The organism is Pseudomonas sp. TH04 (assembly GCF_016651355.1).
GTDB classification, from domain to species: Bacteria; Pseudomonadota; Gammaproteobacteria; order Pseudomonadales; family Pseudomonadaceae; genus Aquipseudomonas; species Aquipseudomonas fluorescens.
Genome location: NZ_JAEKEA010000001.1, coordinates 4208620 through 4233650, shown reverse-complemented (window position 1 = coordinate 4233650; position 25031 = coordinate 4208620). Strand labels below are relative to the sequence as shown.

Annotated in this window: 15 protein-coding genes, 6 tRNA genes and 3 rRNA genes; 2 read left to right on the top strand and 22 right to left on the bottom strand. The window is 54.8% G+C overall.

The features are described 5' to 3' along the window. Positions 1-9: 9 nt before the first annotated feature. The 21 genes from rpoC to tyrS form a co-directional block, all read right to left on the bottom strand. Complete coding sequence (rpoC, locus tag JFT85_RS18955) at positions 10-4209, bottom strand: DNA-directed RNA polymerase subunit beta' (protein ID WP_053258274.1); 4200 nt, start codon at positions 4207-4209, stop codon at positions 10-12. A 64-nt stretch (positions 4210-4273) separates the two neighbouring features. Next, a complete protein-coding gene (gene rpoB / locus JFT85_RS18950; RefSeq protein WP_053258275.1) occupies positions 4274-8347 on the bottom strand; it encodes a DNA-directed RNA polymerase subunit beta in 4074 nt (1357 codons plus the stop codon). A gap of 220 nt (positions 8348-8567) precedes the next feature. Beyond that, positions 8568-8933, bottom strand: a complete 366-nt coding sequence (gene rplL, locus JFT85_RS18945) for a 50S ribosomal protein L7/L12 (RefSeq protein ID WP_010566858.1) — start codon at positions 8931-8933, stop codon at positions 8568-8570. 78 nt (positions 8934-9011) lie between these two features. After that, entirely contained in the window at positions 9012-9512 is a 501-nt protein-coding gene (gene rplJ, locus JFT85_RS18940) for a 50S ribosomal protein L10 (protein WP_010174464.1), read from the bottom strand. Between the two features lie 199 nt (positions 9513-9711). Beyond that, a complete protein-coding gene (gene rplA, locus JFT85_RS18935) occupies positions 9712-10407 on the bottom strand; it encodes a 50S ribosomal protein L1 (RefSeq protein ID WP_003232403.1) in 696 nt (231 codons plus the stop codon). Beyond that, the gene (gene rplK / locus JFT85_RS18930) at positions 10407-10838 is read right to left on the bottom strand and encodes a 50S ribosomal protein L11 (protein WP_003176435.1); all 432 of its coding nucleotides are present in this window, start codon (positions 10836-10838) and stop codon (positions 10407-10409) included. The genes rplA and rplK overlap by 1 nt, the downstream gene beginning before the upstream one ends. A 117-nt stretch (positions 10839-10955) precedes the next feature. Next, a complete protein-coding gene (nusG, locus tag JFT85_RS18925; protein WP_003176436.1) occupies positions 10956-11489 on the bottom strand; it encodes a transcription termination/antitermination protein NusG in 534 nt (177 codons plus the stop codon). Positions 11490-11498: 9 nt separating this feature from the next. After that, a complete protein-coding gene (gene secE / locus JFT85_RS18920; RefSeq protein ID WP_003194658.1) occupies positions 11499-11867 on the bottom strand; it encodes a preprotein translocase subunit SecE in 369 nt (122 codons plus the stop codon). Between the two features lie 45 nt (positions 11868-11912). Then, positions 11913-11988: transfer RNA gene (locus JFT85_RS18915), tRNA-Trp, on the bottom strand. Between the two features lie 161 nt (positions 11989-12149). Beyond that, positions 12150-12225: transfer RNA gene (locus JFT85_RS18910), tRNA-Thr, on the bottom strand. A 26-nt stretch (positions 12226-12251) separates the two neighbouring features. Beyond that, positions 12252-12325, bottom strand: a tRNA-Gly gene (locus JFT85_RS18905). A 24-nt stretch (positions 12326-12349) separates the two neighbouring features. Further along, positions 12350-12434 (bottom strand) — tRNA-Tyr (locus JFT85_RS18900). Positions 12435-12576: 142 nt separating this feature from the next. Further along, on the bottom strand, positions 12577-13023 hold the full coding sequence (locus tag JFT85_RS18895) for a hypothetical protein (RefSeq protein ID WP_053258276.1): 447 nt from the start codon (positions 13021-13023) through the stop codon (positions 12577-12579). A 7-nt stretch (positions 13024-13030) separates the two neighbouring features. Next, positions 13031-13780, bottom strand: coding sequence for a pantothenate kinase (locus JFT85_RS18890; RefSeq protein ID WP_053258277.1), 750 nt, complete (start codon positions 13778-13780; stop codon positions 13031-13033). Beyond that, positions 13770-14729: a bifunctional biotin--[acetyl-CoA-carboxylase] ligase/biotin operon repressor BirA gene (birA, locus tag JFT85_RS18885; RefSeq protein ID WP_069553227.1), complete on the bottom strand. Its 960-nt coding sequence runs from the start codon at positions 14727-14729 to the stop codon at positions 13770-13772. Before birA ends, JFT85_RS18890 begins: the two co-directional genes overlap by 11 nt. Positions 14730-14896: 167 nt before the next feature. Continuing rightward, positions 14897-15012 (bottom strand): 5S ribosomal RNA (gene rrf, locus JFT85_RS18880). A gap of 171 nt (positions 15013-15183) precedes the next feature. Further along, positions 15184-18075, bottom strand: a 23S ribosomal RNA gene (locus JFT85_RS18875). 250 nt (positions 18076-18325) lie between these two features. Continuing rightward, positions 18326-18401: transfer RNA gene (locus JFT85_RS18870), tRNA-Ala, on the bottom strand. Positions 18402-18431: 30 nt separating this feature from the next. Then, positions 18432-18508: transfer RNA gene (locus tag JFT85_RS18865), tRNA-Ile, on the bottom strand. Positions 18509-18590: 82 nt separating this feature from the next. Beyond that, a 16S ribosomal RNA gene (locus tag JFT85_RS18860) occupies positions 18591-20127 on the bottom strand. The 16S, 23S and 5S rRNA genes sit together here with 2 tRNA genes alongside, the layout of an rRNA operon. A gap of 552 nt (positions 20128-20679) precedes the next feature. Then, positions 20680-21879, bottom strand: coding sequence for a tyrosine--tRNA ligase (tyrS, locus tag JFT85_RS18855; RefSeq protein ID WP_069551959.1), 1200 nt, complete (start codon positions 21877-21879; stop codon positions 20680-20682). Positions 21880-22088: 209 nt separating this feature from the next. Between tyrS and JFT85_RS18850 the strand changes: the two genes are divergently transcribed. Beyond that, positions 22089-23501: a peptidoglycan DD-metalloendopeptidase family protein gene (locus JFT85_RS18850; protein ID WP_169876356.1), complete on the top strand. Its 1413-nt coding sequence runs from the start codon at positions 22089-22091 to the stop codon at positions 23499-23501. Positions 23502-23504: 3 nt separating this feature from the next. Further along, entirely contained in the window at positions 23505-24596 is a 1092-nt protein-coding gene (locus tag JFT85_RS18845) for an anhydro-N-acetylmuramic acid kinase (RefSeq protein ID WP_053258290.1), read from the top strand. Positions 24597-24673: 77 nt separating this feature from the next. On the opposite strand, the gene erpA is transcribed toward JFT85_RS18845, so the two are convergent. Then, positions 24674-25024: an iron-sulfur cluster insertion protein ErpA gene (gene erpA / locus JFT85_RS18840; protein ID WP_003176443.1), complete on the bottom strand. Its 351-nt coding sequence runs from the start codon at positions 25022-25024 to the stop codon at positions 24674-24676. Between the last annotated feature and the right edge of the window lie 7 nt (positions 25025-25031).

Sequence of the window (25031 nt, the reverse complement as noted above, 5' to 3'; positions counted from 1 at the left end):
TCGCAGAACTCAGTTACCGCTTGAGTTCAGCGCTTCGGTCAGTGCAGCTTCCACTTCACTGGCGCTTACGCGCAGCGGCTTGTCAGCATCACGGCGGCGCTTGCGCTCGCTGTGGTAAGCCAAACCGGTACCAGCCGGGATCAGACGACCCACGACCACGTTTTCTTTCAGGCCGCGCAGGTAATCGCGCTTGCCGGTTACCGCTGCTTCGGTCAGTACGCGAGTGGTCTCCTGGAAGGAGGCCGCCGAGATGAACGACTCAGTGGACAACGACGCCTTGGTGATACCCAGCAACACACGAGTGAACTTGGAGACAAATTTGTCATCCGCGCTCAGACGTTCGTTTTCTACCAGTACGTGAGTCAGTTCCATCTGGTCGCCCTTGATGAAACTGGAATCGCCGGATTCAGCGATTTCAACTTTACGCAGCATCTGACGCAGGATGGTCTCGATGTGCTTATCGTTGATCTTCACGCCTTGCAGACGGTAAACGTCCTGGATCTCGTTAACGATGTACTTGGCCAGCGCACTCACACCCAGCAGACGCAGGATGTCGTGTGGATCGCTCGGACCGTCAGAGATAACTTCGCCGCGATTTACCTGTTCGCCTTCGAAGACGTTCAGGTGGCGCCACTTCGGAATCAGCTCTTCGTACGGATCGCTACCGTCGTTCGGGGTAATGACCAGACGGCGCTTGCCTTTGGTTTCTTTACCGAACGCGATGGTGCCGCTGACTTCAGCCAGAATCGACGCTTCTTTCGGACGACGAGCTTCGAACAAGTCGGCAACACGCGGCAGACCACCGGTGATGTCGCGGGTCTTCGAAGTTTCTTGCGGGATACGAGCGATAACATCACCGATCGCGATCTTCGCACCATCCGCTACACCGACCAGGGCGTTGGCTGGCAGGAAGTACTGAGCGATTACGTCAGTGCCTGGCAGCAACAAGTCCTTGCCGTTGTCATCGACCATCTTAACGGCAGGACGGATGTCTTTACCGGCAGCTGGACGATCTTTCGCGTCGAGTACTTCAATGTTGGTCATACCGGTCAATTCGTCAGTCTGACGCTTGATCGTGATGCCTTCTTCCATGCCCACGTAGGTCACGGTACCTTTCATTTCAGTAACGATTGGGTGAGTGTGCGGATCCCACTTGGCCACGATTGCGCCAGCGTCGACCTTGTCACCCTCTTTAACCGAAATCACAGCACCGTACGGCAGCTTGTAACGCTCACGCTCACGACCGTAGTCGTCAGCGATTGCCAGCTCACCGGAACGGGACACAGCAACCAGGCAACCATCCACTCGCTCAACGTGCTTCAGGTTGTGCAGACGGACGGTACCGCCATTCTTCACCTGAACGCTGTCAGCTGCGGAGGTCCGGCTTGCCGCACCACCAATGTGGAACGTACGCATGGTCAGCTGGGTACCCGGCTCACCGATGGACTGGGCAGCGATAACGCCAACCGCTTCACCGATGTTCACCTGGTGACCACGAGCCAAGTCACGGCCGTAGCACTTGGCGCAAATGCCATAGCGGGTTTCGCAGCTGATCGGCGAGCGAACAATCACTTCGTCGATGCTGTTGAGTTCGATGAACTCGACCCACTTCTCGTCTACCAGCGTGCCGGCAGGAACGATAATTTCCTCAGTGCCTGGTTTGAATACGTCGCGGGCGATTACTCGACCCAGTACGCGCTCACCCAGTGGCTCTACAACGTCGCCGCCTTCGATGTGAGGAGTCATCAGCAGACCGTGTTCGGTGCCGCAGTCGACTTCAGTCACAACCAAGTCTTGCGCAACGTCTACCAGACGACGAGTCAGGTAACCGGAGTTAGCGGTTTTCAACGCGGTATCCGCAAGACCCTTACGAGCACCGTGAGTGGAGATGAAGTACTGAAGTACGCTCAAACCTTCACGGAAGTTCGCAGTAATCGGCGTTTCGATGATGGAACCGTCCGGCTTGGCCATCAGGCCACGCATACCGGCGAGCTGACGGATCTGCGCAGCAGAACCCCGTGCGCCCGAGTCGGCCATCATGTACATCGAGTTGAACGACTCTTGATCGACTTCTACGCCGTGACGGTCGATAACCTTCTCTTTCGAGAGGTTAGCCATCATCGCCTTCGACACTTCGTCGTTGGCCTTGGACCAAAGGTCGATCACTTTGTTGTACTTCTCGCCCTGGGTTACCAGGCCGGAGGCGTACTGGCTCTCGATTTCTTTCACTTCATCGGTAGCAGCACCGATGATCTGAGCTTTTTCATCCGGGATAACGAAGTCGTTAACACCGATGGAAACGCCAGAAATGGTCGAGTAAGCAAAACCGGTGTACATCAACTGGTCAGCGAAGATCACGGTCTCTTTCAAACCAACCACGCGGTAGCACTGGTTGATCAGCTTGGAGATCGCCTTTTTCTTCATCGGCAGGTTGACGACATCGTACGACAGACCTTTTGGCACAACTTGATACAGCAGCGCACGGCCGACAGTGGTGTCGACGATGCGGGTACCGGTCACGCTGCCGCCGTCACGGTCGTTGACGGTTTCGTTGATCCGCACTTTGACCTTGGCATGCAGTGCGGCTTCGCCGGCACGGAACACACGGTCAACTTCTTGCAGGTCAGCGAACACACGACCTTCGCCCTTGGCGTTGATCGCTTCACGAGTCATGTAGTACAGACCCAATACAACGTCCTGCGACGGAACGATGATTGGCTCACCGTTGGCTGGCGACAGAATGTTGTTGGTCGACATCATCAACGCACGCGCTTCCAACTGGGCTTCCAGTGTCAGCGGTACGTGCACGGCCATTTGGTCGCCGTCGAAGTCGGCGTTGTACGCAGCACAGACCAGAGGGTGCAGCTGGATAGCCTTACCTTCGATCAGTACCGGTTCAAACGCCTGGATGCCCAGACGGTGAAGGGTCGGTGCACGGTTGAGGAGAACCGGGTGTTCGCGAATCACTTCAGCGAGAACGTCCCAAACCTCTGGCAGTTCGCGCTCGACCATTTTCTTGGCCGCTTTGATGGTGGTCGCGAGACCGCGCATTTCCAGCTTGCCGAAGATGAACGGCTTGAACAGCTCAAGCGCCATTTTCTTAGGCAGACCGCACTGGTGCAGACGCAGGGTCGGGCCTACGGTAATTACCGAACGACCGGAGTAGTCAACACGCTTACCGAGCAAGTTCTGACGGAAACGACCTTGCTTACCCTTGATCATGTCAGCCAAGGATTTCAGAGGACGCTTGTTCGAACCGGTGATAGCGCGGCCACGACGACCGTTGTCGAGCAAGGCATCGACAGCTTCTTGCAACATACGCTTTTCGTTGCGCACGATGATGTCCGGAGCGGACAGATCGAGCAAACGCTTCAAGCGGTTGTTACGGTTGATCACGCGACGGTACAGGTCGTTGAGGTCGGAAGTCGCGAAGCGACCGCCATCCAACGGTACCAGCGGACGCAGATCTGGCGGCAGAACCGGCAGAACGGTCAGCACCATCCACTCTGGCAAGTTGCCGGAACCCTGGAAGGCCTCCATCAACTTCAGACGCTTGGACAGCTTCTTGATCTTGGTTTCGGAGTTGGTTTGCGGAATTTCTTCACGCAGACGGCCAATCTCGTGTTCCAGGTCGATAGCGTGCAGCAGTTCACGGACAGCTTCGGCACCCATGCGGGCATCGAAATCGTCGCCGAACTCTTCCAGCGCTTCGAAGTACTGCTCGTCGTTCAGCAGCTGACCTTTCTCAAGGGTGGTCATGCCTGGATCGATAACGACATAGCTCTCGAAGTAGAGAACGCGTTCGATATCACGCAGGGTCATGTCCATCAGCAAGCCGATACGGGACGGCAGCGATTTCAGGAACCAGATGTGGGCAACCGGCGAAGCCAGTTCGATGTGCGCCATGCGCTCACGACGAACTTTAGCCAGTGCAACTTCAACGCCGCACTTCTCGCAGATCACACCGCGGTGCTTCAAGCGCTTGTACTTACCGCACAGGCACTCGTAATCCTTAACAGGGCCAAAGATCTTGGCGCAGAACAGGCCGTCACGCTCAGGTTTGAACGTACGGTAGTTGATGGTTTCCGGCTTTTTAACTTCACCGAACGACCACGAACGGATCATCTCAGGCGATGCCAGTCCAATACGGATGGCGTCGAACTCTTCGACTTGACCCTGGTTTTTCAGCAAATTCAGTAGGTCTTTCAAGGCCTTTCCTCCTGGCGGAGCAGAGAGCGGGCTAAACAGCCCCGCTCTCGATTCGCGTCACGTGTTATTCGGTTTCCAGATCGATATCGATGCCGAGGGAACGAATTTCTTTGATCAACACGTTGAAGGACTCGGGCATGCCCGGCTCCATACGGTGATCGCCGTCCACGATGTTTTTGTACATCTTGGTCCGACCGTTCACATCGTCCGACTTCACTGTGAGCATTTCTTGCAGAGTGTAAGCAGCACCGTATGCTTCCAGTGCCCAGACCTCCATCTCCCCGAAACGCTGACCACCGAACTGAGCCTTACCACCCAGCGGCTGCTGGGTAACCAGGCTGTACGAACCGGTAGAACGAGCGTGCATCTTGTCGTCTACCAAGTGGTTCAGCTTCAGCATGTACATGTAGCCAACAGTAACCGGGCGCTCAAACTTGTTGCCGGTACGGCCGTCGAACAGCTGCATCTGGCCACTTTCCGGCAGGTCTGCCAGTTTCAGCATGGCCTTGATTTCGCTTTCCTTGGCACCGTCGAATACCGGGGTAGCCATTGGAACGCCGCCGCGCAGGTTCTTCGCCAGATCCAGGATTTCCTGGTCGGAGAAGGTGTCCAGCTCTTCGTTGCGACCGCCGATCTCGTTGTAGATCTCGTGCAGGAACTTACGCAGGTCTGCGACCTTGCGCTGCTCTTCGATCATACGGTTGATCTTCTCGCCCAGACCTTTGGCCGCGAGGCCCAGGTGGGTTTCAAGGATCTGACCAACGTTCATACGCGAAGGTACGCCCAACGGGTTGAGGACGACGTCGACCGGGGTGCCATTGGCATCGTGCGGCATGTCTTCAACCGGCATGATCACAGAGACCACACCCTTGTTACCGTGACGACCGGCCATCTTGTCGCCCGGCTGAATGCGGCGACGGATTGCCAGGTAAACCTTGACGATTTTCAGCACGCCTGGAGCCAGGTCATCGCCCTGCTGCAGTTTGCGCTTCTTGTCTTCGAACTTGTCGTCCAGCAGACGGCGGCGATCAACGATATAGGCCTGGGCCTTCTCGAGCTGCTCGTTCAGAGCGTCTTCAGCCATGCGCAGTTTGAACCACTGGCCGTGCTCAAGACCGTCGAGGATTTCGTCGGTGATGTCCTGACCTTTCTTCAGACCTGCGCCGCCTTCAGCCTTGTGGCCTACCAGAGCGGAACGCAGACGTTCGAAGGTCGCGCCTTCAACGATACGGAACTCTTCGTTCAGGTCCTTGCGGATCTCGTCGAGTTGAGTCTTCTCGATGGACAGTGCACGAGCATCACGCTCAACGCCGTCACGGGTGAAGACCTGTACGTCGATGACAGTACCCTTGGTACCGGTAGGTACGCGCAGGGAAGTGTCTTTAACGTCGCTGGCTTTCTCACCGAAGATGGCACGCAACAGCTTCTCTTCCGGAGTCAGTTGGGTCTCGCCTTTCGGAGTGACCTTACCAACCAGGATGTCGCCTGCGCCAACTTCAGCACCTACGTAAACGATACCGGCTTCGTCCAGTTTGTTCAGTGCAGCTTCACCCACGTTCGGGATGTCTGCAGTGATTTCCTCTGGCCCAAGCTTGGTGTCACGCGCCACACAGGTCAGTTCCTGAATGTGGATCGTGGTGAAGCGGTCTTCTTGAACAACACGCTCGGACAGGCAGATGGAGTCTTCGAAGTTGAAGCCGTTCCATGCCATGAACGCGATGCGCATGTTCTGACCCAGTGCCAGCTCACCCATATCGGTGGACGGGCCGTCGGCCATGATGTCGCTACGCTGAACGCGATCACCCTTGCTCACCAGCGGGCGCTGGTTGATGCAGGTGTTCTGGTTCGAGCGGGTGTATTTGGTCAGGTTGTAGATGTCGACACCGGCTTCGCCAGTCTCAACTTCGTCATCGGCAACACGAACCACGATACGGCTGGCATCAACAGAGTCGATCACGCCGCCACGACGAGCCACGACGCAAACGCCGGAGTCACGGGCTACGTTACGCTCCATGCCGGTACCTACCAGCGGCTTGTCGGCACGCAGGGTGGGTACAGCTTGACGCTGCATGTTGGAACCCATCAACGCACGGTTGGCGTCATCGTGCTCCAGGAACGGGATCAGCGACGCTGCAACCGAAACTACCTGCTTCGGCGAAACGTCCATCAAGGTGACGTCTTCCGGCGCCTTAACGGTGAACTCGTTCAAGTGACGAACAGCTACCAGCTCGTCGATCAGGACTTTCTTGTCGTTCATCGTGGCCGAAGCCTGAGCGATCACGTGATCGGCTTCTTCGATGGCGGACAGGAACACGATCTCGTCGGTGACCAGTGCATCTTTCACTACACGGTACGGGCTCTCGAGGAAGCCGTACTGGTTAGTGCGTGCATAAGCGGCCAGGGAGTTGATCAGACCGATGTTCGGACCTTCCGGCGTTTCGATCGGGCAAACACGACCGTAGTGCGTTGGGTGTACGTCACGAACTTCAAAGCCTGCACGCTCACGGGTCAGACCGCCCGGGCCCAGTGCGGAAACACGGCGCTTGTGGGTGATCTCGGAGAGCGGGTTGTTCTGGTCCATGAACTGCGAGAGCTGGCTGGAACCGAAGAACTCTTTCACCGCCGCAGCCACTGGCTTGGCGTTGATCAGATCTTGCGGCATCAGGCCTTCGCTTTCAGCCATCGACAGACGCTCTTTGACCGCACGCTCAACACGTACCAGGCCAACGCGGAACTGGTTCTCGGCCATTTCGCCTACGCAGCGAACACGACGGTTACCCAAGTGGTCGATGTCATCGACGATGCCTTTACCGTTACGGATGTCGACCAAGGTCTTCAGTACCGCGACGATGTCTTCCTTGCACAGCACGCCCGAACCTTCGATCTCGGTACGACCGATACGACGGTTGAACTTCATCCGGCCGACCGCAGACAGGTCATAGCGCTCAGGGCTGAAGAACAGGTTGTTGAACAGGGTCTCGGCAGCGTCTTTGGTCGGTGGCTCACCAGGACGCATCATGCGATAGATCTCAACCAGCGCTTCCAATTGGTTGCTGGTGGAGTCGATCTTCAGCGTGTCGGAGATGAACGGACCGCAGTCGATGTCGTTGGTGTACAGGGTCTCGATGCGAACAACCTGGGCCTTGGCGATTTTTGCCAGGATCTCGGTGTTCAGCTCGGTGTTGCACTCAGCCAGGATTTCGCCTGTAGCCGGGTGAACGATGACCTTGGCAGTGGTGCGACCCAGGACGTAGTCCAGCGGCACGTCCAGCGACTTGATACCGGCTTTTTCGATCTGGTTGATGTGGCGCGCGGTAATACGGCGGCCAGCTTCAACGATGACCTTGCCGTTTTCATCCTGGATATCCAGGACGGCAATTTCACCACGCAGACGCGAAGCAATCAGTTCCAGGCTGAGGGTTTCATCCTTCAGGCTGAATACGTTGGTGGTGTAGAAAGCATCAAGCACTTGCTCAGTGGTATAGCCGAGCGCGCGCAGCAGTACCGAGGCCGGCAGCTTACGACGACGGTCGATACGCACGAACACGCAGTCTTTCGGGTCGAACTCGAAGTCCAACCACGAGCCGCGGTACGGAATGATCCGCGCGGAGTACAGGAGCTTACCGGAGCTGTGCGTCTTGCCGCGGTCGTGGTCGAAGAACACGCCCGGGGAACGGTGCAGCTGGGAAACGATAACGCGCTCGGTACCGTTGATAACGAAGGTACCGTTTTCAGTCATCAATGGGATTTCGCCCATGTAGACTTCTTGCTCTTTGATGTCCTTGATCGCTTTGTTCGACGATTCTTTGTCGAAAATGATCAGACGGACTTTTACCCGCAAAGGTACGGCGTACGTAACACCGCGCAACACGCATTCTTTGACATCAAATGCCGGTTCGCCCAGGCGATAACCCACGTACTCCAGCGCAGCATTGCCGGAGTAGCTGATGATCGGGAAAACGGATTTGAAGGCCGCATGCAGGCCCACGTCGCGGAACTGATCTTTAGTCGCTCCCGCTTGCAAGAATTCACGATACGAATCCAGCTGGATAGCCAGAAGGTACGGGACATCCATGACGTCCGGCAACTTGCTAAAGTCCTTGCGGATACGTTTTTTCTCAGTATATGAGTAAGCCATCAGCGTTCCCCAGCTTGGTCACCTGCTTGTTTGGCCCCTCCCGACGGGAGCAGCCAGAAAATCTCGCAAACCCCATGGTTTGCACCACCGCATCGGGTGGCTACAGCGCGTTAATGGCGGCGACCGAGTCGACAGCCAAGAACGGAAAAAGGCCGGTGGCATGAGCCACCAGCCATCAGCCTTCAGCTTAACGCTTGGGCTGGAGACGCAAGGTCGATGCTTACTTCAGCTCGACTTTAGCGCCTGCTTCTTCCAGCACTGCTTTGGCTTTGTCAGCTGCGTCTTTCGACACTGCTTCCAGAACCTGGGCAGGAGCGCCGTCAACTACAGCCTTGGCCTCTTTCAGGCCCAGACCGGTCAGTTCACGAACTGCCTTGATCACGTTTACTTTCTTCTCGCCAGCTTCCAGCAGCATGACGTTGAATTCGGTTTGCTCTTCAGCAGCAACAGCAGCAACAGCTGGGCCAGCGGAAGCAGCAGCAGCGGAAACGCCGAATTTTTCTTCGAAAGCTTTGATCAGCTCAACAACCTGCAGAACCGACATTTCAGCTACGGCGTTGAGGATATCTTCTTGGGAGATAGACATTACTGTATTTCCTGAATTGGGGGACGGCCTACGCGGCCATCGAAATAAACAAAAATACGCGAAAGGAGATGCTCAGCCTTAGGCTGCGGCAGCTTCTTTTTGCTCGCGAACTGCAGCCAGAGTACGAGCCAACTTGCTGGTAGCGCCTTGAATCACGCTCATCAGCTGAGAAATAGCTTCGTTACGGGTCGGCAGTGTTGCCAGTACGTCGATTTGGTTAGCTGCGAGGAACTTGCCCTCGAACGCAGCTGCCTTGATCTCGAACTTATCCTGACTCTTGGCGAATTCTTTGAACAAACGGGCAGCAGCGCCTGGATGTTCTTTGGAGAACGCGATCAGAGTCGGGCCGGTGAACACGTCGTTGAGGACACTGTATTCAGTGTCAGCAACAGCGCGCTTGAGCAGGGTGTTACGTACTACACGTACGTATACGCCAGCTTCACGAGCCTCTTTACGGAGTCCGGTCATAGCGCCTACTGTCACACCACGGGCATCAGCCACGACAGCGGACAGAGCAGCTTTGGCAGCCTCGTTGACTTCAGCGACGATGGCCTTCTTGTCTTCGAGATTAATTGCCACGGGTTTAACTCCTGCTTGTTACCGTTTCATCTGGCCGAAGCCGGATGTCGTTTTGGTGTCTGATTCGGTAAGGAACCGGGAGCACCATCTGCGTAGGCTTGTGGTTTAAGACTTGCGCCGCCTACGGTCTTGGATAGCCCCCGCCAGGCAGGGACCCCAATTTTTTCAATTGTCGCGATCTCTCGCGACAACTTGTGTCTTATACGTCCAGCGAGCCTTGGTCGATGACCAGACCTGGGCCCATAGTGGTGCTCAGGGTAACGCGCTTGACGTAGATACCTTTCGAGGAAGCTGGCTTGATACGCTTCAGATCAGCGATCAGGGCTTCAACGTTTTCCTTCAGCTTGACGGCGTCGAAGCCGACTTTGCCAACGGAAGTGTGAATGATGCCGTTTTTGTCGGTGCGATAACGAACCTGACCAGCCTTGGCGTTTTTAACCGCGGTAGCTACGTCTGGCGTTACGGTGCCGACTTTAGGGTTAGGCATCAGACCACGTGGACCGAGGATCTGACCCAACTGACCTACAACGCGCATTGCATCCGGGGAAGCAATAACTACGTCATAGTTCAGGTCGCCGCCTTTCATTTCGGCAGCCAGGTCGTCCATACCAACGCGGTCGGCGCCGGCGGCCAGAGCAGCTTCAGCTGCTGGGCCTTGGGTGAAGACAGCAACACGTACAGTCTTGCCAGTACCGTGTGGCAGCACAGTAGCGCTACGAACGACCTGGTCGGATTTACGTGGGTCAACACCCAGGTTTACAGCAACGTCAACGGACTCGCTGAACTTGACAGTCGACAGCTCGGTCAGCAGGGCAGCAGCGTCTACAAAGTTGTAGGCCTTGCCTGCTTCGATTTTGCCAGCGATAGCCTTTTGGCGCTTGGTCAGCTTAGCCATTACACACCCTCCACGTTAAGGCCCATGCTACGAGCAGAACCGGCGATGGTACGCACGGCTGCATCCATATCAGCTGCAGTCAGATCCGCGTTTTTGGTTTTCGCGATTTCTTCCAGCTGAGCACGAGTTACGGTGCCAACCTTAACGGTGTTAGGACGAGCGGAACCGCTAGTCAGACCTGCAGCCTTCTTCAGCAAAACCGAAGCCGGGGTCGACTTGGTTTCGAAAGTGAAGCTACGGTCGCTGTATACAGTGATGATCACTGGAGTCGGCAGACCTGGCTCAAGACCCTGAGTACGGGCGTTGAAGGCCTTGCAGAATTCCATGATGTTCACGCCGTGCTGACCCAGAGCCGGGCCGACAGGTGGACTTGGGTTGGCCTGAGCGGCCTTCACTTGCAGCTTGATGTAAGCGGTAATCTTCTTGGCCATGAGGCACTCCAATTACGGGTTCAAACGCCTCGAAAGGCTCCCCGGTTACTTGCGCGTTTATCCCAGTGACGACAAAACCCCACAGCCTAAGGCTGCGGGGTTGGGATGCTTGCTCAGCTAGACCTTCTCGACCTGGCTGAACTCCAACTCTACCGGAGTAGAGCGACCGAAAATGAGCACTGCCACTTGGATCCGGCTCTTTTCGTAGTTAACTTCTTCGACGGTACCGTTGAAATCAGCAAACGGACCATCTGTGACACGAACAACCTCACCTGGCTCGAACAACGTCTTCGGCTTAGGCTTGTCGCTACCATCAGCAACACGACGCAGAATTGCTTCCGCCTCTTTGTCAGTGATAGGAGCAGGCTTATCGGCAGTACCGCCAATGAAGCCCATGACACGAGGGGTATCCTTGACTAAGTGCCAAGTACCTTCATTCATGTCCATCTGAACCAGCACGTAGCCAGGGAAGAACTTGCGTTCGCTCTTGCGCTTCTGACCATTCCGCATTTCAACCACTTCTTCAGTGGGAACCAGAATTTCGCCGAAGCCATCTTCCATGCCTGCCAGCTTTACGCGCTCCAGCAAAGAGCGCATAACATGCTTCTCGTAACCCGAGTAAGCATGCACAACGTACCAACGCTTAGCCACGGGACACCCTTAGCCAACAATCAAGGAAACAAGCCAGCCGAGCAGGGAATCAAGCCCCCACAACAGCAACGCCATAACCAGAACAACAGCCACAACGATCAACGTGGTCTGCGTGGTTTCTTGGCGAGTCGGCCAAACGACTTTACGGATTTCGGTGCGAGCTTCCTTTACCAGGACCGCGAAAGACTTGCCTTTGGCAGTCTGCAGGCCTACAAAGGCAGCTACAGCAGCAAGGGCCAGCAAAGCGAGGACACGGTACAGGATCGGCGAAGCAGAATAATACTGATTGCCGACAACGCCTACGACCACCAACGCGACTACGGCGAGCCACTTGACGAGATCGAAACGAGAGCTTTGAGCTTCAGCCTTAGGAGTCATCTATGAAGATCCTGTGAAAAGAAAGCCAGATACACCACGTGAATCTGGCAGGTCAGGAGGGAATCGAACCCCCAACCTACGGTTTTGGAGACCGTCGCTCTGCCAATTGAGCTACTGACCTAAAACAAAATCAGGCCGACCATTATGCAGGCCTGAAAAAGACATTACAACAACCAACCCCAACAGACTTGAAATCACCTGGCGACAAAACCAGATACAACACCATCAAGCCGAGGCAGCTGTTAAAACAAAGGCAGATATTTTCATATCTGCCTTGTTATATGGAGCTCTTGAGCGGATTTGAACCGCTGACCTCACCCTTACCAAGGGTGTGCTCTACCAACTGAGCTACAAGAGCAAAACACCGTGCACAACCTGCAAACTTGGAGCGGGTAGCGGGAATCGAACCCGCATCATCAGCTTGGAAGGCTGAGGTTCTACCACTAAACTATACCCGCGGAGCTTGCAGCTCACGCTAAAAATGGTGGAGGGGGAAGGATTCGAACCTTCGAAGTCGTAGACGTCAGATTTACAGTCTGATCCCTTTGGCCGCTCGGGAACCCCTCCTAAGCGAGCCGGCATTCTACATCACGCCGGCCTTCTGTCAAGCATTTTCTCATTAAAAATATGAGGTTAGCTGCGTTGACCTTCGCTTCACGCTGTAGACCGTAAAGGTCTTCACTGCGAAGCGGGCGCCATTCTATGCAAACTATTCGACAGTTGCAACGCCTTCGCACAACATTATTTTATGTTTTAACTCATTGAATTCCTTAGCAAGGTTTTCAAACGGCAGATCGTCAGCCAAGCGCCTGCTTTCCGGGGCTACGCGAAGCCAATAGCCGGAGGCCTCAGCCGTATTGAGCAACTGCACCTTGACCTTTATATCCAGGCTGGTGAGGCGCTGCTCCATTGACTGGGCCTGCCTCTGATCAGCAAAGCCACCTATGTATAAGCAGGTATTTTGTGCGTCAGGGGCTTTTGCTCGATCACGCCGAACCATAGGATCAGAAGACTCACTCAACAGGCGAATATCCTGCTGAGACCCCTTATAGAGACTCAGGGGCGTTACATCCTTAGCGCGCAACGGCGCTTCTTGTTGATGCCAAATGTAATAGAAGGCATTGAGAACGAGCAAAAGCAAAAACAGCCAACGCATAAATACCTCAGGACAAGGGGCACGCCATCGCCAGACCAACAAAAACCAGATCAGGAACCAGGCGAGCCTGCGGCACAGCATCCGAGACCAGGTCAGCATCCCCTCCGGTTAGAAAAACCGTAAAATTATCGCCCCAATAGCTCTGAGCCAACTCGAGCTGGGTCAATACAAACCCCCTGAGCATCAGCGTACAACCCCGCTCAACGGCCTCCACAGTCGTCCGGCCCGGCGAGAGACGCTCCACAGCTTGCTCGGCCGCCACGTCGTCGTAGCGAATCTTACGCGTGTGGGTTCGCAGCTGACTGCGCATAAGGGGCATCCCAGGACATATGAAGCCGCCGAGGTGCTCGCCGTCAGCAGCAATAAAGTCTGCAGTCGCCGCCGTACCGAAATCGAGCACCAGACAAGCGCCTGCCGCTAATTTGAACCCCCCCAGCATTGCCAACCAACGATCAAGCCCGAGGCGCTCATACTCTTCGTAGCCATTACGAACACCCGCCATTTCTCGCGCTGGAGCCGCACAGGACACTACGACACCAAAAGCCCCCTGCAACGCCTCAACTAGCTGCCCAGTTTCCTGCGAAGCACGAACACTCACCAAACGGCAGCGCGTCAGAGAAAGCTCGGGTATTGCTACCAGACTCTCAATCAATGCGAGATCCGAACCGACAATACCTTCGGCAGATACCCGGGCCATGTGCGAATCAAGTACACGCCATTTGATAAAGCTATTCCCACAGTCGAGCTCAAGAATCATCACGCAACCTCAGGCTTAACTCACCACCGCTGTATATTTTCTCAACACCATCGACATCCAAGCGCAACGCGCCTTGGTGGTCGATCCCTAGCACAACCCCATCAATTTGGTTAACGCCCGCAATCAGCGATACGGCCCGCCCCTGCCACAAATGATTGTGCTCCCACTCCTCCTGGAGCGCAGTAAAGCCGAAAGCTGCATGTCGCTGCAGATGACTTTGCAATTGAAGCCCCAGGCGTGCAACCAGGTAATTGCGATCGACAGTAGATCCTGTTTCCAGCTGTACTGACGTCCACTCCTGATCGACCTCTGCAGCCTTTTGCATGTTTACGTTGATACCTATACCAAGCACAACGTGGCAAATATCTGCGGGATCTCCCACCAACTCCAGCAAGATACCGGCAATTTTCTTGTGCCCAACCAGGACGTCATTTGGCCACTTCAAGGCCGCCCCCTGGACACCTAGTTCGCGAAGGCACCGCATGACCGCCAAGCCGACAACAAGACTAAGCCCCTCTAACTGTCGCAAGCCCCCGTCAATGCGCAAGACAAGGCTGTAATAGACATTCTGAGCAAACGGGCTAACCCACTTACGGCCTCGCCTACCCCTTCCTGCGGTTTGCTGCTCAGCAAGCACCAGAAATGGCGCGGTACGGCCAGCGTCGACAAGACGCAAAGCTTCGGCATTGGTGGAGTCAATGGAATCCGAGATGTAAACGGGCCACACCAAAGAAGCAGCATTCGCTTCAATTTCTTTAGCGTTCAGAAAAACCAACGGCGACGCAAGCTGATACCCCCTGCCACGGACTTTATGAATGGGCAGGTTCAATTCAGACTCAAGATGCTGGAGCTGCTTCCAAACAGCACTGCGACTGACGCCCAGGGCAGCCCCCAGCGCCTCTCCAGAGTGGAATCGGCCATCTTTCAGAAGTTCTAACAACGTCAGCATGCAAGTATCGCCTCACAATGAGGCACGCATGATAGCCATGCATAAGGCCATTGCATAGAAAGGACGGGATTAAGCACTGTCAGCGGCTGCAATAAGCCCCTTTGCACTTTTCGACCGCCAAAACAAAACCCCTGTTCGCGTTAGCAAACAGGGGTTCTGGAATTTAATCTTGACGATGACCTACTCTCACATGGGGAAACCCCACACTACCATCGGCGATGCATCGTTTCACTACTGAGTTCGGGATGGGATCAGGTGGTTCCAATGCTCTATGGTCGTCAAGAAATTCGGGTACTGAGTCGTGGCCAGTTGGCCTCGCTTCAGCAAATTGGGTATGTGATAGCTTTCGGTGTTTTGTGAAATTCGAACTTTCGGTTCTATCGTCTTCACACACCGCAATCTGATGCTTCTGCTTGTTTCCAAGTCAGGAGTAGTCAAATTGCTTGGGTGTTATATGGTCAAGCCTCACGGGCAATTAGTATTGGTTAGCTCAACGCCTCACAGCGCTTACACACCCAACCTATCAACGTCGTAGTCTTCGACGGCCCTTCAGGGGACTCAAGGTCCCAGTGAGATCTCATCTTGAGGCTAGTTTCCCGCTTAGATGCTTTCAGCGGTTATCTATTCCGAACATAGCTACCCGGCAATGCCACTGGCGTGACAACCGGAACACCAGAGGTTCGTCCACTCCGGTCCTCTCGTACTAGGAGCAGCCCCTCTCAAATCTCAAACGTCCACGGCAGATAGGGACCGAACTGTCTCACGACGTTCTAAACCCAGCTCGCGTACCACTTTAAATGGCGAACAGCCATACCCTTGGGACCGGCTTCAGCCCCAGGATGTGATGAGCCGACATCGAGGTGCCAAACACCGCCGTCGATATGAACTCTTGGGCGGTATCAGCCTGTTATCCCCGGAGTACCTTTTATCCGTTGAGCGATGGCCCTTCCATACAGAACCACCGGATCACTAAGACCTACTTTCGTACCTGCTCGACGTGTCTGTCTCGCAGTCAAGCGCGCTTTTGCCTTTATACTCTACGACCGATTTCCGACCGGTCTGAGCGCACCTTCGTACTCCTCCGTTACTCTTTAGGAGGAGACCGCCCCAGTCAAACTACCCACCATACACTGTCCTCGATCCGGATAACGGACCTGAGTTAGAACCTCAAAGTTGCCAGGGTGGTATTTCAAGGTTGGCTCCACGCGAACTGGCGTCCACGCTTCAAAGCCTCCCACCTATCCTACACAAGCAAATTCAAAGTCCAGTGCAAAGCTATAGTAAAGGTTCACGGGGTCTTTCCGTCTAGCCGCGGATACACTGCATCTTCACAGCGATTTCAATTTCACTGAGTCTCGGGTGGAGACAGCGCCGCCATCGTTACGCCATTCGTGCAGGTCGGAACTTACCCGACAAGGAATTTCGCTACCTTAGGACCGTTATAGTTACGGCCGCCGTTTACCGGGGCTTCGATCAAGAGCTTCGCGTTAGCTAACCCCATCAATTAACCTTCCGGCACCGGGCAGGCGTCACACCCTATACGTCCACTTTCGTGTTTGCAGAGTGCTGTGTTTTTAATAAACAGTCGCAGCGGCCTGGTATCTTCGACCGGCATGAGCTTACGGAGCAAGTCCTTCACCCTCACCGGCGCACCTTCTCCCGAAGTTACGGTGCCATTTTGCCTAGTTCCTTCACCCGAGTTCTCTCAAGCGCCTTGGTATTCTCTACCCAACCACCTGTGTCGGTTTGGGGTACGGTTCCTGGTTACCTGAAGCTTAGAAGCTTTTCTTGGAAGCATGGCATCAACCACTTCGTTAACTAAAAGTTAACTCGTCATCAGCTCTCGGCCTTAGAATCCCGGATTTACCTAAGATTCCAGCCTACCACCTTAAACTTGGACAACCAACGCCAAGCTGGCCTAGCCTTCTCCGTCCCTCCATCGCAATAACCAGAAGTACAGGAATATTAACCTGTTTTCCATCGACTACGCTTTTCAGCCTCGCCTTAGGGACCGACTAACCCTGCGTCGATTAACGTTGCGCAGGAAACCTTGGTCTTTCGGCGTGGGTGTTTTTCACACCCATTGTCGTTACTCATGTCAGCATTCGCACTTCTGATACCTCCAGCAAGCTTCTCAACTCACCTTCACAGGCTTACAGAACGCTCCTCTACCGCATCACTTACGTGATACCCGTAGCTTCGGTGTATGGTTTGAGCCCCGTTACATCTTCCGCGCAGGCCGACTCGACTAGTGAGCTATTACGCTTTCTTTAAAGGGTGGCTGCTTCTAAGCCAACCTCCTAGCTGTCTAAGCCTTCCCACATCGTTTCCCACTTAACCATAACTTTGGGACCTTAGCTGACGGTCTGGGTTGTTTCCCTTTTCACGACGGACGTTAGCACCCGCCGTGTGTCTCCCATGCTCGGCACTTGTAGGTATTCGGAGTTTGCATCGGTTTGGTAAGTCGGGATGACCCCCTAGCCGAAACAGTGCTCTACCCCCTACAGTGATACATGAGGCGCTACCTAAATAGCTTTCGAGGAGAACCAGCTATCTCCGAGCTTGATTAGCCTTTCACTCCGATCCACAGGTCATCCGCTAACTTTTCAACGGTAGTCGGTTCGGTCCTCCAGTTAGTGTTACCCAACCTTCAACCTGCCCATGGATAGATCGCCCGGTTTCGGGTCTATTCCCAGCGACTAGACGCCCTATTAAGACTCGCTTTCGCTACGCCTCCCCTATTCGGTTAAGCTCGCCACTGAAAATAAGTCGCTGACCCATTATACAAAAGGTACGCAGTCACAGAACAAAGTCTGCTCCCACTGCTTGTACGCATACGGTTTCAGGATCTATTTCACTCCCCTCTCCGGGGTTCTTTTCGCCTTTCCCTCACGGTACTAGTTCACTATCGGTCAGTCAGTAGTATTTAGCCTTGGAGGATGGTCCCCCCATATTCAGACAAAGTTTCTCGTGCTCCGTCCTACTCGATTTCATGACTAAGAGATTTTCGCGTACAGGGCTATCACCCACTATGGCCGCACTTTCCAGAGCGTTCCGCTAATCTCAAAGCCACTTAAGGGCTAGTCCCCGTTCGCTCGCCACTACTAAGGGAATCTCGGTTGATTTCTTTTCCTCAGGGTACTTAGATGTTTCAGTTCCCCTGGTTCGCCTCTTACGCCTATGTATTCAGCGTAAGATAACCATCTTATGATGGCTGGGTTCCCCCATTCAGACATCTCCGGATCAAAGTCTGTTTGCCGACTCCCCGAAGCTTTTCGCAGGCTACCACGTCTTTCATCGCCTCTGACTGCCAAGGCATCCACCGTATGCGCTTCTTCACTTGACCATATAACCCCAAGCAATCTGGTTATACTGTGAAGACAACATTCGCCGAAAATTCGATAATACTCAATTACGAGTAACTCACAAATTTTACCTTAGCCTGATCCGTTACCAGTGAAAGTAACGTTCAGTCTATCTTTCTATCACATACCCAAATTTTTAAAGAACGATCTAATCAAAGACTAGAAATCAACATTCACCATCATCACAATGGAATGCTCATTTCTAAGCTTTCGAAACTTCAGAAGCAGTAGTGGTGGAGCCAAACGGGATCGAACCGTTGACCTCCTGCGTGCAAGGCAGGCGCTCTCCCAGCTGAGCTATGGCCCCGTATTTCTACAGGCGTTTCCCACACAAAATTGGTGGGTCTGGGCAGATTCGAACTGCCGACCTCACCCTTATCAGGGGTGCGCTCTAACCAACTGAGCTACAGACCCAATTTCGGGCTGCTTCTTATCGTCTTCTTCAATGAATCAAGCAATTCGTGTGGGAACTTATGGAGCAGCTGATGTCGTCGATTAAGGAGGTGATCCAGCCGCAGGTTCCCCTACGGCTACCTTGTTACGACTTCACCCCAGTCATGAATCACACCGTGGTAACCGTCCTCCCGAAGGTTAGACTAGCTACTTCTGGTGCAACCCACTCCCATGGTGTGACGGGCGGTGTGTACAAGGCCCGGGAACGTATTCACCGCGACATTCTGATTCGCGATTACTAGCGATTCCGACTTCACGCAGTCGAGTTGCAGACTGCGATCCGGACTACGATCGGTTTTGTGGGATTAGCTCCACCTCGCGGCTTGGCAACCCTCTGTACCGACCATTGTAGCACGTGTGTAGCCCAGGCCGTAAGGGCCATGATGACTTGACGTCATCCCCACCTTCCTCCGGTTTGTCACCGGCAGTCTCCTTAGAGTGCCCACCATTACGTGCTGGTAACTAAGGACAAGGGTTGCGCTCGTTACGGGACTTAACCCAACATCTCACGACACGAGCTGACGACAGCCATGCAGCACCTGTCTCAATGTTCCCGAAGGCACCAATCTATCTCTAGAAAGTTCATTGGATGTCAAGGCCTGGTAAGGTTCTTCGCGTTGCTTCGAATTAAACCACATGCTCCACCGCTTGTGCGGGCCCCCGTCAATTCATTTGAGTTTTAACCTTGCGGCCGTACTCCCCAGGCGGTCAACTTAATGCGTTAGCTGCGCCACTAAGAGCTCAAGGCTCCCAACGGCTAGTTGACATCGTTTACGGCGTGGACTACCAGGGTATCTAATCCTGTTTGCTCCCCACGCTTTCGCACCTCAGTGTCAGTATTAGTCCAGGTGGTCGCCTTCGCCACTGGTGTTCCTTCCTATATCTACGCATTTCACCGCTACACAGGAAATTCCACCACCCTCTACCATACTCTAGTCAGTCAGTTTTGAATGCAGTTCCCAGGTTGAGCCCGGGGATTTCACATCCAACTTAACAAACCACCTACGCGCGCTTTACGCCCAGTAATTCCGATTAACGCTTGCACCCTCTGTATTACCGCGGCTGCTGGCACAGAGTTAGCCGGTGCTTATTCTGTCGGTAACGTCAAAACACTAACGTATTAGGTTAATGCCCTTCCTCCCAACTTAAAGTGCTTTACAATCCGAAGACCTTCTTCACACACGCGGCATGGCTGGATCAGGCTTTCGCCCATTGTCCAATATTCCCCACTGCTGCCTCCCGTAGGAGTCTGGACCGTGTCTCAGTTCCAGTGTGACTGATCATCCTCTCAGACCAGTTACGGATCGTCGCCTTGGTGAGCCATTACCTCACCAACTAGCTAATCCGACCTAGGCTCATCTGATAGCGCAAGGCCCGAAGGTCCCCTGCTTTCTCCCGTAGGACGTATGCGGTATTAGCGTCCGTTTCCGAACGTTATCCCCCACTACCAGGCAGATTCCTAGGCTTTACTCACCCGTCCGCCGCTCTCAAGAGAAGCAAGCTTCTCTCTACCGCTCGACTTGCATGTGTTAGGCCTGCCGCCAGCGTTCAATCTGAGCCATGATCAAACTCTTCAGTTCAAACATCTTTGGGTTTTTAAGAAACCCTAAACTTGGCTCAGCAATCGTTGGTTACATCTTTGATTTCTCGCGGAGTAACTTGTGATGCTGATAATCTTGTTGACTATCAGTCTGACTCCACAAGCACCCACACGAATTGCTTGATTCAGTTGTTAAAGAGCGGTTGGTTAAGATCTTTCGTCTCAACCGAGGCGCGCATTCTACAGCAGCCTCATTTGCTGTCAAGTGATTATTTTCAGAAGTTTTCGAGGAATTCCTCAACAACTTCAACCACTTGCGCTTCCGATCTCTCGTTAGCGGGAGGCGAATTCTACAGCGTTACACGCTGCTGTCAACACCTCTTTTTCCCGCTTTCGACCGAGAGGATCGAAACGTTAATAGAGCCAAACAACACTGCCCTACCAACTCCTTCTGGGCTTCGATGACCTGAAGCAACTCGCTGTCGAATCCCGCATAACTTCTTGTTTACCAAGGAGTTTTCCGTTTCGACTGCGCCGGAAGTGGGGCGAATTATAGACAGATATAATTCGCCGTCAACACCTAATTCCAGCTTTATTCGGATTTGAGCGTAATACGCGCAAATGCCTTCTTGCCAGCCTGGCAAACATGGGTAGCGCCCAGCTCGTATATAAAGGTGCGATCGACAACCTCACCATCTATACGCACACCACCGGAACCCAAAAGGTCGCGAGCAACCGCAGAGTTCTTCACCAGGCCCGCCTTATTAAGGACGGCAGCGATCGGCATCGCTTCAGCAGCAGTCAATTCGATCTCCGGCAGATCATCCGGCAGCTCGCCATCCTTCATACGGTTACCCGCCGCACGATGAGCACTCGCCGCAGCCTCCTCACCGTGGAAGCGCGCAACAATCTCCTCCGCCAACTTGATCTTCACATCACGCGGATTGGCGCCCGCCTCGACTTCAGCGCGCAGCGCATTAATCTCATCCATCGAACGGAAGCTCAGCAGCTCGAAGTAACGCCACATCAGCGCATCTGGAATCGAAACCAGCTTGCCATACATAACACCCGGCGCTTCCTGGATACCCACATAGTTACCCAAGGACTTGGACATCTTCTTGACGCCATCCAACCCCTCCAGCAACGGCATGGTCAGAATGCACTGAGCCTCTTGGCCGTATGCGCGCTGCAACTCACGCCCCATCAGCAGGTTGAACTTCTGATCGGTGCCGCCAAGCTCAACGTCCGCGCGCAGTGCCACCGAGTCATACCCTTGTACCAGCGGGTAAAGAAACTCATGAATCGCGATAGGCTGATTGGTGGAGTAGCGCTTGTCGAAATCATCACGCTCAAGCATGCGCGCCACAGTGTACTGGGAGGTGAGGCGAATGAAATCTGCCGGCCCCATCTGGTCCATCCAGGTGGAGTTGAATGCCACCTCGGTCTTGGCCGGATCGAGAATCTTGAACACCTGAGTCTTGTAGGTCTCGGCATTGTCGAGAACCTGCTCACGCGTCAACGGCGGGCGCGTGGCGCTCTTGCCGCTCGGATCACCGATCATCCCGGTGAAGTCACCTATAAGGAAGATGACCTGGTGCCCCAGTTCCTGGAACTGGCGCAGCTTGTTAATAAGCACCGTATGACCCAAGTGCAGGTCTGGCGCCGTTGGATCGAAGCCAGCCTTAATACGCAGGGGCTGGCCACGCTTGAGCTTTTCGATCAGCTCGGCCTCGACCAACAGTTCTTCCGCACCACGTTTTATCAGCGCTAGCTGCTCTTCAACCGACTTCATAACAGACCCGCAAGGCTCAGATTCAAAAGGGAACCAACCATACAAGATCAGGGACTAATTACAAGTTTTGCCCTGCGCACGGACACCGTTCAGCAAGCCCAGCGTTCGCGAGCTTGCGCCACAGATGATTTGGTTATATTTTATACAGTTATTTCATCTTCATCATGTCATTCATCTTTTCCATTTCATCTTCAAAGTCAAAATTACTTATGACCACAGAACCGTCTAAAGCGCCGCCGCTTTACCCGAAGACCCACCTGCTCGCCGCAAGTGGTATCGCCGCCCTTCTCAGCCTGGCACTCCTGGTATTCCCTTCCAGTGACGTAGAAGCCAAACGAACATCCCTGAGCCTTGACCTGGAAAGTCCAGTTGAACAACTGACACAAGATCAAGACGCTTCTGACGCGCAACAAGCCACAAACGCGCCAGCCGATTCACCGTTTGCACAGATAGAAAGCACACCCGAAGACACTCAACACGCCGCTCAAGAGCCGGCTGCAGCGGTCCCCCCAAAGAATCCCCTGCACCGCGAAGTCATCGTCGCCAAAGGCGATACGCTTTCAACGCTGTTCGAAAAGGTCGGCCTGCCCACCTCTGCTGTTAATGAGGTGCTGGCCAGCGATAAACAAGCCAAGCAATTTACCCAGCTCAAACACGGCCAGAAGCTTGAGTTCGAATTGGCGCCCAATGGCCAACTGAAGAACCTGCACAGCAATGTCAGCGACCTCGAAAGCATTACCCTCACCAAGGGCGCCAAAGGCTTTGCCTTCAACCGCATCACCACCAAACCGGTAATGCGCTCAGCTTACGTGCACGGTGTGATCAACAGTTCATTGTCACAATCGGCCGCCCGCGCCGGCTTGTCACACAGCATGACCATGGACATGGCCAGCGTATTTGGCTACGACATCGATTTCGCCCAGGACATTCGCCAGGGTGACGAATTCGACGTGATCTACGAACAGAAAGTCGCCAACGGTAAGGTGGTCGGCACCGGCGCCATTCTTTCCGCGCGCTTCACCAACCGTGGCAAGACCTACACCGCTGTTCGCTACACCAACAAACAAGGCAATAGCAGCTACTACACCGCTGATGGCAATAGCATGCGCAAAGCCTTCATCCGCACGCCAGTGGACTTCGCTCGCATCAGTTCGCGTTTCTCCATGGGTCGCAAGCATCCAATCCTCAACAAAATCCGCGCCCACAAAGGCGTCGACTATGCCGCTCCACGTGGCACGCCAATCAAAGCGGCCGGTGATGGCAAGGTCCTGCTGGCCGGACGTCGCGGTGGCTACGGCAATACCGTGATCATCCAGCACGGCAACACCTACCGCACGCTGTACGGCCATATGCAAGGGTTTGCCAAAGGCGTCTCCACGGGCAGCAACGTGAAGCAAGGCCAGGTGATCGGCTACATCGGCACTACCGGCCTGTCCACCGGCCCGCATTTGCACTATGAGTTCCAGGTCAACGGCGTCCACGTCGACCCATTGGGCCAGAAGCTGCCGATGGCCGACCCTATCGCCAAAGCCGAGCGCGCGCGCTTCCTGCAACAAAGCCAGCCATTGATGGCACGCATGGACCAGGAGCGCTCTACCCTGCTGGCCTCGGCGAAGCGTTAAGGTATGCCGCTCTATATAGGCGTGATGTCCGGGACCAGCCTCGATGGCCTGGACATCGCTCTGATCGAGCAAGCCCCGGCGATCAACTTGATCGCCACTCACTACATTCCTATGCCTGAAACCCTGCGCGCCGAACTGCTAGGCCTGTGCGCCAGCGGCCCGGACGAAATCGCCCGCTCGGCGATTGCCCAGCAACACTGGGTGACACTTGCAGCCCAAGGCATCCACGCCTTGCTGGCCCAGCAGAACCTCACGCCTCAGGACATTCGCGCAATTGGCAGCCACGGCCAGACCATTCGCCACGAACCTGCACGGGGCTTTACCGTACAGATCGGCAACCCGGCCCTGCTGACCGAGCTGACGGGCATTACCGTCGTCAGTGATTTTCGCAGTCGCGACGTTGCCGCCGGAGGCCAGGGTGCACCATTAGTGCCGGCCTTTCATGAAGCATTATTCGGGGAACGTACCGGCAACCGCGCGGTGTTAAATATCGGCGGGTTCAGCAACCTCAGCCTGATCGAGACCGGCAAACCTGTAGCCGGCTTCGACTGCGGCCCAGGCAACGTGTTGCTTGACGCCTGGATTAACCATCAACGTGGCGAACAGTTTGATCGCGACGGCCAATGGGCCGCCAGTGGCAAAGTCGAGACTCAGCTGCTCAACGCGCTGCTCAGCGACCCCTTCTTCCTGACCAGGGGCCCGAAAAGTACCGGCCGTGAAGTCTTCAACCTGGGATGGCTGCAACATCACCTCGGCCGATTGCCGGCGTTTCAACCCGAGGATGTACAAGCAACCCTGCTTGAGCTGACCGCATCGACCATCGTCGAGTCCCTGCAAGCCGCACAAGCCGACACCGAAACCTTGCTGGTCTGTGGTGGCGGCGCGCATAACGCCGCACTGATGAGCCGTCTGGCGGCGCTGTTGCCGTCCACCCAAGTGAGCAGCACCGCCACTTACGGCGTGGACCCCGACTGGGTTGAAGCCATGGCCTTCGCCTGGCTGGCCCATTGCTGCCTGGAAGGCATCGCCGCCAACCGCCCGAGCGTCACCGGCGCACACGGGCTGCGGGTGCTGGGCGCGATCTACCCCGCCTGACCACCCTGCAAAATCTGCAGACAGCAAAACGCCGCGTGGCCCATTAAGCCATGCGGCGTTTTTGTATCCGCTGCCGATCAGATCGAGAACGAAGACCCGCAACCACAGGTGGTGGTGGCGTTTGGGTTCTTGATCACGAAACGCGAACCTTCAAGCCCTTCCTGGTAATCCACCTCGGCACCTGCCAGGTATTGGAAGCTCATCGGGTCCACGACCAGGCTGACGCCCTCGCGCTCGACGATGGTGTCATCATCGGCTACATCTTCATCGAAGGTAAAACCGTACTGAAACCCTGAACAACCGCCGCCCGTAACAAATACGCGCAGCTTCAAGCGATCATTACCCTCTTCATCGACCAGGCTCTTCACCTTGTGCGCAGCACCGTGGGTGAATTGCAAAGCCGTGGGGGTGAAGGACTCAACGCTCATGCTGATA

Coding starts and splice junctions, on each gene's coding strand:
- rplL (WP_010566858.1), bottom strand. CDS start 8,933: ATGTCTATCTCCCAAGAAGATATCCTCAACGCCGTAGCTGAAATGTCG.
- secE (WP_003194658.1), bottom strand. CDS start 11,867: ATGACTCCTAAGGCTGAAGCTCAAAGCTCTCGTTTCGATCTCGTCAAG.
- rplA (WP_003232403.1), bottom strand. CDS start 10,407: ATGGCTAAGCTGACCAAGCGCCAAAAGGCTATCGCTGGCAAAATCGAA.
- birA (WP_069553227.1), bottom strand. CDS start 14,729: ATGCTGACGTTGTTAGAACTTCTGAAAGATGGCCGATTCCACTCTGGA.
- tyrS (WP_069551959.1), bottom strand. CDS start 21,879: ATGAAGTCGGTTGAAGAGCAGCTAGCGCTGATAAAACGTGGTGCGGAA.
- erpA (WP_003176443.1), bottom strand. CDS start 25,024: ATGAGCGTTGAGTCCTTCACCCCCACGGCTTTGCAATTCACCCACGGT.
- JFT85_RS18850 (WP_169876356.1), top strand. CDS start 22,089: ATGACCACAGAACCGTCTAAAGCGCCGCCGCTTTACCCGAAGACCCAC.
- JFT85_RS18895 (WP_053258276.1), bottom strand. CDS start 13,023: ATGCGTTGGCTGTTTTTGCTTTTGCTCGTTCTCAATGCCTTCTATTAC.
- rpoB (WP_053258275.1), bottom strand. CDS start 8,347: ATGGCTTACTCATATACTGAGAAAAAACGTATCCGCAAGGACTTTAGC.
- JFT85_RS18845 (WP_053258290.1), top strand. CDS start 23,505: ATGCCGCTCTATATAGGCGTGATGTCCGGGACCAGCCTCGATGGCCTG.
- JFT85_RS18890 (WP_053258277.1), bottom strand. CDS start 13,780: ATGATTCTTGAGCTCGACTGTGGGAATAGCTTTATCAAATGGCGTGTA.
- rplK (WP_003176435.1), bottom strand. CDS start 10,838: ATGGCCAAGAAGATTACCGCTTACATCAAGCTGCAAGTGAAGGCCGCT.